The organism is Acinetobacter sp. WC-743, from assembly GCF_000335555.1.
Classification (GTDB): domain Bacteria; phylum Pseudomonadota; class Gammaproteobacteria; order Pseudomonadales; family Moraxellaceae; genus Acinetobacter; species Acinetobacter bereziniae.
In genome coordinates this window covers 24,476-36,588 of the sequence record NZ_AMFQ01000013.1, presented here as the reverse complement: position 1 = coordinate 36,588, position 12,113 = coordinate 24,476, and the positions used below count along the sequence as shown (strand labels likewise).

At 34.2% G+C, this 12,113-nt stretch carries 13 protein-coding genes; 3 read left to right on the top strand and 10 right to left on the bottom strand.

The genetic code is table 11. The annotated features are described in order from the left end of the window. Positions 1 to 403: 403 nt before the first annotated feature. The 6 genes from ACINWC743_RS01860 to ACINWC743_RS01835 all read right to left on the bottom strand — a co-directional run bounded on the left by ACINWC743_RS01860 (position 404) and on the right by ACINWC743_RS01835 (position 5,925). Complete coding sequence (locus ACINWC743_RS01860) at positions 404 to 760, bottom strand: hypothetical protein (RefSeq protein ID WP_004829372.1); 357 nt, start codon at positions 758 to 760, stop codon at positions 404 to 406. Positions 761 to 770: 10 nt separating this feature from the next. Next, on the bottom strand, positions 771 to 1,625 hold the full coding sequence (locus tag ACINWC743_RS01855) for a zinc ribbon domain-containing protein (RefSeq protein ID WP_009584206.1): 855 nt from the start codon (positions 1,623 to 1,625) through the stop codon (positions 771 to 773). A 23-nt stretch (positions 1,626 to 1,648) separates the two neighbouring features. Beyond that, the gene (locus tag ACINWC743_RS01850; RefSeq protein WP_009584120.1) at positions 1,649 to 2,425 is read right to left on the bottom strand and encodes a hypothetical protein; all 777 of its coding nucleotides are present in this window, start codon (positions 2,423 to 2,425) and stop codon (positions 1,649 to 1,651) included. A gap of 711 nt (positions 2,426 to 3,136) precedes the next feature. After that, positions 3,137 to 4,069: an FAD-binding protein gene (locus ACINWC743_RS01845; protein WP_004829379.1), complete on the bottom strand. Its 933-nt coding sequence runs from the start codon at positions 4,067 to 4,069 to the stop codon at positions 3,137 to 3,139. Positions 4,070 to 4,086: 17 nt separating this feature from the next. Beyond that, entirely contained in the window at positions 4,087 to 4,836 is a 750-nt protein-coding gene (locus tag ACINWC743_RS01840; RefSeq protein WP_004829381.1) for an electron transfer flavoprotein subunit beta/FixA family protein, read from the bottom strand. Positions 4,837 to 5,316: 480 nt separating this feature from the next. Then, a complete protein-coding gene (locus tag ACINWC743_RS01835; protein WP_009584221.1) occupies positions 5,317 to 5,925 on the bottom strand; it encodes a LysE family translocator in 609 nt (202 codons plus the stop codon). A 114-nt stretch (positions 5,926 to 6,039) separates the two neighbouring features. Between ACINWC743_RS01835 and ACINWC743_RS01830 the strand changes: the two genes are divergently transcribed. From ACINWC743_RS01830 to ACINWC743_RS01820, 3 genes are all read left to right on the top strand, one after another. Next, positions 6,040 to 6,534: an Lrp/AsnC family transcriptional regulator gene (locus ACINWC743_RS01830; protein ID WP_004829384.1), complete on the top strand. Its 495-nt coding sequence runs from the start codon at positions 6,040 to 6,042 to the stop codon at positions 6,532 to 6,534. Between the two features lie 65 nt (positions 6,535 to 6,599). Next, on the top strand, positions 6,600 to 7,154 hold the full coding sequence (locus ACINWC743_RS01825) for a GNAT family N-acetyltransferase (RefSeq protein ID WP_009584174.1): 555 nt from the start codon (positions 6,600 to 6,602) through the stop codon (positions 7,152 to 7,154). A 63-nt stretch (positions 7,155 to 7,217) separates the two neighbouring features. Continuing rightward, positions 7,218 to 7,763 carry a GNAT family N-acetyltransferase gene (locus tag ACINWC743_RS01820; protein WP_004829386.1) on the top strand — a complete coding sequence of 182 codons (546 nt, stop codon included), beginning with the start codon at positions 7,218 to 7,220 and terminating at the stop codon, positions 7,761 to 7,763. 6 nt (positions 7,764 to 7,769) lie between these two features. Here ACINWC743_RS01820 and ACINWC743_RS01815 read toward each other — a convergent pair whose 3' ends face one another. From ACINWC743_RS01815 to xerA, 4 genes are all read right to left on the bottom strand, one after another. Continuing rightward, the gene (locus tag ACINWC743_RS01815) at positions 7,770 to 8,141 is read right to left on the bottom strand and encodes a hypothetical protein (RefSeq protein ID WP_004829387.1); all 372 of its coding nucleotides are present in this window, start codon (positions 8,139 to 8,141) and stop codon (positions 7,770 to 7,772) included. A 1,571-nt stretch (positions 8,142 to 9,712) separates the two neighbouring features. Further along, complete coding sequence (locus ACINWC743_RS01795; protein WP_009584118.1) at positions 9,713 to 10,468, bottom strand: hypothetical protein; 756 nt, start codon at positions 10,466 to 10,468, stop codon at positions 9,713 to 9,715. After that, on the bottom strand, positions 10,462 to 10,968 hold the full coding sequence (locus ACINWC743_RS01790) for a PAAR domain-containing protein (RefSeq protein WP_009584202.1): 507 nt from the start codon (positions 10,966 to 10,968) through the stop codon (positions 10,462 to 10,464). The genes ACINWC743_RS01795 and ACINWC743_RS01790 overlap by 7 nt, the downstream gene beginning before the upstream one ends. A gap of 198 nt (positions 10,969 to 11,166) precedes the next feature. Next, the gene (gene xerA, locus ACINWC743_RS01785) at positions 11,167 to 12,063 is read right to left on the bottom strand and encodes a site-specific tyrosine recombinase/integron integrase (protein WP_162987692.1); all 897 of its coding nucleotides are present in this window, start codon (positions 12,061 to 12,063) and stop codon (positions 11,167 to 11,169) included. Positions 12,064 to 12,113: the final 50 nt, after the last annotated feature.

The following is a 12,113-nucleotide window of genomic DNA, read 5'->3' as shown; positions in this document are numbered from 1 at the left end:
TCCTTATTACAAACAGCACTCGTTGCGGCTGTTCATTTATATCATCTAGCTAGTCAAAATTTAGCTCAAAAAAAGTTGAGCCAAAATGTAAAATTCAGTCATACAGTATAGCATAAATTCTATTACTTTTGTGCCAATCCATCCCCACTATAATCATGATTTTTTGTAGTATTTTTAAGCAAATTTAAGATTTTTTTGAGATTAAAAATGCCTGTAAAATTAGCAGTAGAACAACAAAACTCAAACTGATCAACACGTCGATATTTAAATCACTTATCCAACTTAGATTTGCTGTATTAAGATCAAATCAATAACAGCGAAAATCATCGTGTATGCATGTCTATTTCAAAGCATTTTCAAATAAATTGAGGTAAAATTTAACCTGATTTAAAACATTTTTTTGTTAATCTGTGGTTCTAAATAATTTATAAAATACAAAAACAAAATGTGTAATGACCAATAAACTCATAAAAAATACAAAATGAAAAATCACATGATGTAAATAAGTCGGCTCATTTAAAACATATTGATCCATCCACATTTGCACATCAGCATCATCGGCACGATAAATAAATGCCAAATGATAAAGAACAAATCCAATTAAGATCAACAGAAACCCATATGCCAGTAAACCTTGCATCCACATCGAATGTTGCATCTTAAAAAATAACGGCAGACCGATTACTAAAGCAAAAAGGCAGACGATGAAAATGTAAATTCTACCAAACATTGGATGTTCAGTATTTTTGATTGAACTCATATTAAAACGATTACTTAAAAGGGTCATGGTCTAAGTATTGGCAGTCTTTGAGCAAATCATCTTCTATACCAATACTATAACACGTCCACCCTACAATTTTTTTATGTCGAATTTCAGGTACAGCATAGATCTTTTTTTCTGGTTCCAGTCGAAATAACCCAACGATTGAGCCATTTTGACCCACCGCAAAATATTGATAAGTATAATCACTAAAACCAGTTTCAGTATAGGGTTCTAATTGCTTCAACTGCGTAGGTAGTTTCCCTGTTTTCTGATAATACTTTTCGATATCTTTCTGAAATTCTTCTACTGCGCTATAGCGAGAAAATAACTGATTTTTAATACTATCTATTTCATCATCCGCATTTATATCCTCAGCGGCGGCTGTTGCAACATCTGTCGCCTCAGCATCTTCATCTGTATCAGAATGATCGACATTTGTAATACCAATCACTGACATTACAGCTGGAATCACGACACTCGCAACGATGCCCAACACGGCTGGACCAAACATAAAAACCGCTAAAAGTATCCATACAATTTTTAAATTTTTCTTTTTCTTCGGATTTTGTGTATCTCCCCAAGTGTCTTTGGCTTTATCCTGCCAAGAATCTAAAAAAATCCGTGCTTTATCCTCAATTGAAACATTTTTATCCATTAAGCTTTCTGTTAATGATTTTGACTCAGGTGGAGTGCCCTGTTTTGGTGGTGTTGGTGCTTTTTTATTTTCTCGGCGTACGGACGATTCAACATTGCTGCTCCCTGTAAATATATTATTCTGTTTAATATGTTTTAGGCGAGCACCACAAATGCCGCATTTGACAGCTTCATTAATATTTTCGGCATTACATTTAGGACACTTCATATTTTTTCTATTTTAAAGTTAAATTATTGAGTCTGCGGTAAAGTTTTCTGTGCAGGTTGAGATTCAGATTTTTTTCGTTGTTCCGCGGTCTGATGAATACCTTCACGGATCACAGATACTGTTAAAATTTGAAAAGGTAAAGTCACTACATCCAACGCGCCTGCCAATACCATATTAAAAGTATTGTCTAGCGCTTGTACAGCATCAAATGATTTCTTTTGCTTAAAGAAGCTAATTTGTACAGGAATTTTCTGTAATGTCCCAGTATAAGGCTGAAAATTTAGCTGTGTTTGCGCTCCAATTTTATAAAATTTAAAATCAGATTTGAAAGTTTTACTCCAATTAGGCTGTATTGTGGTTTTGCTAAAACCGTTCTGCTGTAGCGTTTGACGTTCTTTTTCAGATAAGGTCTGATCAGCTTTTTCATAACGTACTATAATATTTAACCCTTGCTGTTGTTGAGTTGCAATATTTACATTCACTTGCAAAGGCTGATTTTCATTAATGATCATTTTTTGTATGTTTAAACCAGATTGTAAGCTCTCAAGATTCAACTGTTTCTTCGGTATTTCAAGAATATAGTGCTGTCCAATAAAATAGTATTGCTGTTGTCGCTGTGCCAAACCAACCAATACATCATCCGACTGAGAAACAACAATATTCTCAGTATTTACAGCAGGTTTTTTTAACATTTGGTGTGTGATTGAAAAGCAACCTGTGAGCATCATAGGCAAGATCAATACTATGACTTTTTGTGCCGTGATTTTTTGTGTAATGTTTTTTTGATTAGAGATTTTCAAAGTATTTCCTATTCAATTTATAATATGTTGACTCCACCTTTAGAGTTTTATTTTTAAAATTAAGTTTAATTAATTTTAAATGTTAACAAAATCACAAAAGCGAACATTAAATCTAATAATATCACAATATTTTATTTATTTTTATCGATTTATAAAGTAAAACTAAACAAATGACGTACTTGTTTTAAATTAAAAAAACGATAAACCAGTTAAGGTTTGAGTTTACTTGTTTAAACGTATTTTTGCGCTGCAAACAAAGCAGTGCCTGGTTTTTTTATCGTATCAGCCCACTCTCTATGGCAACTTCTATGTCACATCACGATCCATAGACGATTTATAATTCAAAAATGCAAAGCAAATTAAATCATCCAAAGCTTCTAAAAATTCGTATAAAAGATCTACAGTTCATTTAAAGTAAACAATTAATATCAAATCACATATATGAATAATAAGACGGTTTAAGCATAGCAATTGAAAATGCTTTTTGCGCACAGTTCACTAAGGCAATGATCTATTGATCTTAAATTATAGTTCTTTAAAATATGTATAAAAAAAGGCTATTGGAGCCTAAAATTCAAAATAAACGTTCAATACAAACGCTTAAAATACCCATGTTAATGATCTGATTTATATTGTGTTAACTTCAATCATTCAAAAACTAAAAAAGCGCTCAGGTAATCCTAAGCGCTTTTTTGACACTGAATTCTAGAATTAAAGTTTAGAAACTAACTCTGGAACGACAGTATTCAAATCACCCACTAACCAGTAATCAGCTACTGCATTGATTGGTGCTTCTTCATCTTTGTTGATCGCTACGATCACTTTAGAATCTTTCATACCTGCCAAGTGCTGAATCGCACCTGAAATACCAACAGCAACATAAAGGTCTGGTGCAACAATCTTACCTGTTTGACCAACTTGCATGTCGTTTGGAACGAAACCAGCATCAACGGCAGCACGTGAAGCACCTTGAGCAGCACCAAGCTTATCAGCAAGTGGATCAAGTACTTTATGGTAGTTCTCACCAGAACCAACACCACGACCACCAGAAACAACAATACGAGCTGCTGTTAATTCTGGGCGTTCTGATTTCACGATTTCTTCAGAAATAAACTTAGAAATGCCAGCATCACCTGTAGAAGCAACTGATTCAACCGCAGCAGAACCGCCTTCAGCAGCAACTGGGTCAAATGCAGTACCACGTACAGTTGCAACAACAATTGCTTCATCAGATTGAACTGTTGCAATCGCGTTACCTGCATAGATTGGGCGTTTGAAAGTTTTTGGACCTTCAACAGCAATGATATCAGTAATCATGCTGACGTCTAAAAGTGCAGCAGCACGTGGAAGAATGTTTTTACCAGTCGTTGTAGAAGCAGCAAGGATATGGGTATAGCCTTTACCTAATTCAGCAACAAGTTTCGCAACATTCTCAGCCAACTGATTTGCATAAGCAGCATCATCAGCAAGTAAAACTTTGCTTACGCCAGCAACTTTTGCAGCAGCATCTGCAACTGCTTGAGCACCAGAACCTGCAACCAATACAGTGACATCACCACCGATTTTTTGAGCTGCAGCAACAACGTTTAAAGTTGCACCGTTAAGTGTCTTATTGTCGTGCTCAGCGATAACTAAAATACTCATGATTTTATCCTTCTGTATTAGATCACTTTCGCTTCATTTTTAAGTTTTTCAACAAGCTCGTCTACAGACTTCACTTGCACACCAGCTTTACGCTCTGCAGGCGGTTCAACTTTAACTGTTTTAAGTTTAGACGCTGCTGTAACGCCATAATCTGCAGGAGATTTCGTATCAAGCGGTTTTTTACGTGCTTTCATGATGTTTGGAAGTGCCGCATAACGTGGCTCGTTCAAACGTAAGTCAGTGGTAATGATCGCAGGCGTGTTAAGCTCTACAGTTTGTAAACCACCGTCTACTTCACGAGTAACTTGAACTTTGTCGCCATTTACAGTTACAACAGAAGCAAATGTACCTTGACCTGCATTTAATAATGCACCAAGCATTTGACCTACTTGATTCGAGTCATCATCAATCGCTTGTTTACCTAAAAGGATCAGTTGTGGTTGTTCTTGTTCAACTACACCTTTAAGAATTTTAGCAACTTCTAAAGCACCAATTTCATCTGTAGTTTCAACCAAGATACCGCGGTCTGCACCCAAAGCCATTGCAGAACGAATTTGTTCTTGCGCTTCTTTAGGACCAACAGAAACAACAACGATTTCTGAAACTGTTCCTTTTTCTTTTAAGCGAACCGCTTCTTCCACTGCGATTTCACAAAATGGGTTAATTGACATTTTAACGTTAGTAAGGTCTACCCCACTATTGTCCGGTTTAACGCGAACTTTAACGTTGGCATCAACCACACGTTTTACAGCAACAAGAGCCTTCATGTAATCCTCGGCTGTTTTAGCAAAAGTAAATGTTAAGAAGAGTTATAATAACGCTTCATTTAAAATTATTTAGGTGTCCTATCTTGCAATGTGATTGGCATTTCGGTCAAGTCACAATTCACAAAACAGCGCTAAAAAGTCTTAAAAAAGCCTGAACGTACAGTTCACATTTTTTCTAAAAGGTTTAACTAAGACGTATAAGAATACTATTTCGACAATATTTATATATTGATAAATAACATTATTTGTATAAATTCTGTATAAATAATCAAAATGATTAAGATAAATTATCAATCAATCAACGGGATGCCAACATAAAAAAATTTACAAATGTAGGCTTTGTCATTTCAGACAGATTCAGCAATTTTTCTCACTATGTTTATTCATTAAATTTGTGATTATTTAGGCATTAAACTTGTAACAAAATACAAAAAAAGATAAAACGGGCATGATTTTGAATCCCGTCTTATCTTTATGGTTTTATGAATTTACGATTAGCCAAGCTGCCGCAAGGGTCAATAATGTTCCAGAACCGCCATCAATCCATTTTTGATTACGTTCATTGATCTGTTGTTTTTGCGTCACTTTGGCAACAACCAAACTCAAACTGCAATACACCACAAAGATCAAAGCAATAAAAATAAAGGACAATGCAAAACCTTGGGTAACCGTATTTCCTGACTTATCAATAAACTGCGGTAAAATTGCAAAATATATCAGCATTCCTTTAGGGTTCAATAACGCTGTAAAAAAACCTTTATGAATAGGATTCGATACCGCTTTTTGCTCAATCTGTATTTGTTTAGTATTAAATACAGACTTAATTAGATGAAAAGCTAGATATAACAAGTAAGCAATTCCCAAATAGCGAATGGTTTCAAACAAAACTGGAAATGACACAATGATTGCCGCTATTCCGAGTGCAACCAATATCGAGTGAACCAAGTATCCCGAACAAACCCCAAGGGTCGCCATCATGCCTGATTTCGCATCTTTACCTATCACTTGTGACAGGATAAATAACATATCAGGTCCTGGTGTGAAAATTAACGGCAGCACCGTTAAGGCAAAAAGTACAAATACAGACATCTCAATTTTCCTTTCTGTCTGAATGAGAGAAGAAAATAGTATCTGTGAAAACGCTTAAAATAGGATTTCAAATATTCTATAATTCTAATTATTTTTCGAATTAAATTCTATTTTATGAAAATTTCATCTAAGACTATTCTAATAAAGTTAGATCGTATTGATAAAAATATCATTCGAACCTTACAAGCCAATGGTCGAATCCAGAATAACGATTTAGCCCGTGAAATTGGCTTATCACCTTCCTCTTGTCTTAGACGCGTTCGTCTCTTGGAAGATGCTAAAGTCATTCAGAATTACACTACTGTGGTAGATCCACAAAAAATTGGGTTTCAATTGATTTTATTTTCACGAATTTGGCTGTTGGGACAAGATGCTGAAACCATTGATACATTCATTGAAGCCATGAAAGAGCTTCCTCAAGTCATGGAGTGCTATATCATTTTGGGAGAGTGTGATGCGATGTTAAAAGTAGTCGTTCCCGATCTGGAAAGTTACCGTAAATTTCAATCGACCCATTTGACCAAGAAAAATGGTATCACCAGTGTCAAAACGGATGTACCTAGTCAAATCATCAAACAAAGTTTTCAGCTTCCCTTAGAAGACCTGTAATCCCTAAAGTTGGTATGAATGATCTAAGCACCGATTAGGCAATTATAATCATTGAAGGCAACACAATGAAAAAATTTAGTTCTCCGATACAGTTAGAAACACCGAGATTAATTTTAAGACCATGGCAAGCGAGCGATTTAGATGCTTTTGCACATTTAAATGCAGATCCAGAAGTGATGTTGTATTTTCCATCTACACTGAGTAAACAACAAAGTGATCTTTTAGCAGAAAGATTTCAACATCTTATCGCAAGTTATGGCTGGGGTATGTGGGCTGTCGAGTTAAAAGAAAATCAACAATTTATTGGTTTTGTAGGATTAGCTGACCAACCAGAAAAGTTCAGTTTTTCACCCTGTGTTGAAATTGGCTGGCGTCTTGATCGACCTTATTGGAATAAAGGTTATGCAACAGAAGCTGCTAAAGCTTGCTTAACATTTGCATTTGAGCGATTGGCTTTAAAACAGATCGTCGCATTTACAGCTGTATCCAATCGACCTTCTGAAAAAGTGATGCAGCGATTGGGAATGCAGTATGTTTGCTCTTTTCAACATCCAGCTTTAGATGCGCAACATGCGTTAGCAGAACATGTACTTTATCGTATAGACAACCCAAACCTTTAAAAAGTAAACATGCTAAGATTCAAACATCAGCAAATAATAAACAAGTAAGGATGCCCATCAACGATGATTTATGAATTATGTACGGATCGACTCTTGCTTCGACAATGGCAACCTTCTGATTTAGAAGCTTTTGCAAAAATAACCTCCAATCCTGAAGTGATGCAGTTTTTCCCCAAAATATTAAATCGCCAGCAAAGTGATGAATTAGCCAATCAAATCAAATACCTTATTGAAATCAAAGGTTGGGGGCTTTGGGCTGTTGAACTATTAGAAACTCAAGAATTCATCGGCTGCATCGGGCTACATCCACAACCTTCAAAGTTTGATTTTTCACCGTGTATCGAAATTGGCTGGCGACTTGATCCTAAATTTTGGAATCAAGGTTATGCAACTGAAGGTGCTCATGCCTGTTTACGATTTGCTTTTGAAGAATTGGGTTTTGAAGAAATTGTTGCTTTTACTGCAAAACATAATTTTTCTTCACAAAAAGTCATGGAAAAAATTGGAATGCGTTTTTCACATGACTTCTTGCATCCTGATTTTGATGATCATCATCCACTACGAGAGGAAAAGTTATATCGAATTAAAAAACAGGATTTTCAAGACTAAGAGATCTTACTTGGCAATGCTCTCTAAAAAATCACGATGGATATGACTTAAATCAATCAAATCTTGCTTTTCAAGCTCCAGCACCTGCCAAATTTCAATAAAATCTTCTTTTAAATCAATATGGCTTGAAACAGTATGAGCCGCTTGCCATTGCTGATCTGATATCCATAGATAGGTTTGATTGGTTTGGGTATTGATTGCTTGGACTTTTCCTTCAGCATTAATTCCCAAGACCTTCCCCGCTTCAGGCAATGTCGCCTCAATTTTGGGTAAGCTAAATTCTACAAAATGTTTAATTTGACGTAAGCCATAGCCCTTAAAAATCTCTTTTTGAGCTTCAGTCAGTTGCTTATATTTTTGTTCAAGTTCGGGGATCATTGAAAGACCTAAATTTTTTGCAAAATTGAATCAATAAAAATGTATTTGATAAATACGAAACTTAGATATACATGAGAGCATTTTTAAAAACAATTATCTATTCGACTTTTTTCTGTGCTAAATGTGTCTAATCTGTGTGCATGTTCTCAATGATGAGAAGTTTTCAACAACTTAGATGGACTTCCGTCATCAATCGAATGTACTCACGAACATGCAGCTACTCTTCTTTTCCTCAACAATCTAATTATTAGAATAAAGAATAATATACAAGTTAGGATTAGATATATATTGCCATAAAATAAGTGATGTCTATAGCCATCAAATATAAATTTATATAATCGTTCTTGTTGAGTATAACCAATAAAGGCTTTGCCAAAAAAATAACTTAAAATGAAAGAATATAGTCCCGTAAAAACAAAAAACGCTAAGATTTTATTGAATTTATCTTTAATCAAAGTAATAGAGTTAAGGCTCAAGGATGCAATCAGTACACTAAAAATTATCGAATAAAGGGTGACCCAATAGTTATATTGTTCCATTTCATACACTCTTTATTTTTATTCTAATCAATATTCTGACCAACAAAGTGATCGTTGATAAGACAGAAATTAATGGTAAAAAAACTCCAAAGAAAAGGTTAGATGAGTACCCTTTATATATAAATTTAGATAAAAAATCGTTTTCCATATAACCTATTGATGCATAACTAAAAAAATAGCTTAAAATACTTGAATAAATTCCAGTAAAAACAAAGAACGCTAAAATTTTATTGAATTTATCTTTAATCCAAGTAATAGAATTAAGGCTCAATGATGCAATCAGTACACTAAAAATTATCGAATAAAGGGTGACCCAATAGTTATATTCATCCATTTCAACACCTAGCTTTTTTGATAAATGGTTTATTTATAAATCTTTTTTGAGTATAATAATTTAACAAGCTTTCGTAATCAATTTTCCCATATTTATCAATTAAATATTGAATTTCACCCAATTTTTCTATTCTCTTTTGATAATTTGCCATATGTTTTTCTGAAAGCCCAATACGAAGCAATTGATCTTCAAGTTTTTCAACCTGTTCATTTTTAATTCATCGCCATGTCTACGAGATTCAGAAACTACATCTAATATAAACAAATAAGGATAGAAGAAGCATTACCCAATTTTTTCTCACTGATTTTATAAACTCATTAGATATACTAAAATATTTTTAGCTTAGACAAGACTTTACAAAGCTACAACTTAGAGATGTTATTTTTCTTTAAAAACAACCTTATTAGTAGAATAATAAATATTAAAAAAGTAATTAATAAATATATACTCCCTTGAAAAATATGAGAGTTATACCCTTTATAAATAAATGTAGGTAAAAATTCTTGCTGTGTATATCCTATGGATGATCTTTCAAAAAAATAACTTAAAATTAAAGAATATAGTCCCGTAAAAACAAAGAACGCTAAAATCTTATTGAATTTATCTTTAATCCAAGTAACAGAATTAAGGCTCAATGACGCAATCAGTACACTAAAAATTATCGAGTAAAGACTAACCCAATAGTTATATTCATCCATTTAACCACCTAATGCCTTTTTGATAAAAGAAGAAGAAATTCGACCTTCTGCTCGGGTTCTAGCAATAACATTTCCATTGTTATAAATTACTCGCTCTTCATGACGATAGTCCTGTTGACTAATTATCTTTGTCCCACCTCTATTCGGTGTTGCAAAATCAGCATGCCCGATGACGACACTTCTTTTTTTACCTGCCTGATATAAAGCTTTAGACATTAAGGCACATAAGGTATCTGTTTCACCATCAAATGCAGAGTGGCATCCATGTATTTCTATTTTGGATTCGATAGTAAATACTTTAAAATTAATTTCAGAAATAACAAAAGAATTGATCCATTTAGCGCTACCAAAAGGTCTCCATTGGTTTATTTTCACTCTAAAATCTCTATATAAATTTGAAGCAAGAGCACCCGATTCTACATTATCAACTGATAATGAATTTTTTAATGAAGCTCCTATTACTGTATAAAGTCCAAGCTCAGATCCATGTGAAAAAACATCTAAAGATTGTACCGAATTTTCTGCTTTCTTATTTATCGCATTGATCAATTGTTTTATTCCCTGTGACATAAAATAAGATTTGATAGGTAGGTCATTCCTATAATCTTTGATGACGTTTTTTGAAGCATGCAAAAATGCACTATTGTCACTCGCAGACTTCGCCCCACCATAAATGATTAATCGCACAGGAAGCTTTATTTTGATTTGCTCTACTTTGGCATTTTGTTTTGTTTGACCTCGATAAATATCTACCATGAGTCATTCTCAAAAGTTTCGATACTAATTTGATTAGACTGATCACGGCTGTTTAATTTTTCAGTCATTCCGTCATTGTCAGTAATACCCTCTACAATATGACCATCGTCATAAGTAATTTTATATTTAACATTTTTATACACTGTACCATCCAACTCATTTATAAGTTGATATTGTGCAGAATATCCATTTTTTTGTTGACTCAATTTGAGCTGAGAAGATGTATGATCTTTCCCTGCATCACGTCCAGCTAAATCTGAAATTTTGATATATTTTGAACCACAACTTGAACGATCGCCATGAACAATCGGGTTTTTACCTTGAATCAATATAAATCCACGTTCAGTTCCAATCGCTTTAGATAATATTTTACATTTTGGACAATAATGAGTCATTCCTTCTAGATGTACCGCCCTTCCCTCAACCAACCAAGAATCTTCGCCTTCTATAATTTTACCCCCATGATCAGTTGAGCAACCTCTTGTTATAAACGCCTGCATATAATTTTTCCTATTTAGTTTTAAGTATAAGTTAATACCCATAAAAGTTAATGAGTATTATTTACATCAATGATATACTTAAATACTCAGCATTCTTATTTTCCATCAAGCTAAATATTTACAAAATGTTTAGTTATTCTTATCAATAAACCAAATTTCACATGAATTAAAAACTATTCAACGTTGTTTTACTTATTTTTATTTTATTTTTGCAGCTGATGCTCTTGGGTGTGCTTGATCATAGACTTGTGCCAAACGATCGAAATCGACATGCGTATAAATTTGAGTCGTGGTTAAATTACTATGCCCTAACATTTCTTGAACCGCTCTTAAATCACCACTATTAGACAACATATGACTGGCAAAACAATGTCTCAGTAAGTGAGGGTGTAAATCAACATTTACTCCTGCTCGTAAGGCTTGATACTTCACACGATTTTCAATTTGTCGAGGTGTAATACTATTGCCACGTTGCGTAATAAAAACAAAAGCATCTGGACTAAATTCGCCTTGCCAAATTCGATAAACTTTCAACCATTCGACTAGACTCTCACGCGCCTTAGAGCCAAAGGGAACGATTCGAGTTTTATTGCCTTTCCCTGTGATCCTTAATAAATGCCGATTGAAATCAATATCACGAATCGTTAAACGCTGAATTTCTGCAAGCCGTAAACCACTGGAATAGAGCAACTCAAGTATCGCTTTATCTCTCACCCATAATTGCTTTTCTACTGGTTTTTCGGGTTCTGCTTGATCCATGATTTGATTGATCGTTTCTATATCAATCATCCCAGGTAATGGTCGAGGTTGACGTTTCAATTGAAAATCATCAGCAGCATTGATTTCCAAGTAACCGCCTTGTTTTGCCCATTTCATGAATTGACGAATCGAAGTCAAATGGCGCTGTAGACTACTGGTGGAAAGCTGATCATGTTCAACACGATAAGCCACATATTCACGTAAGTCTGATGCTTCTACTTGTTTTAATTCAAGCTGTTTGTCATAGCAGAAATCAATAAAATTCGATACATCTCGAAAGTAAGCATCCAATGTATGCTCAGACTGATTTTGAATTTTGCGATCTTTCATCCACATTGAGAGCAATTGCATTGCACCGTATTGCATAAGCTCTCCTTATTTAAAGT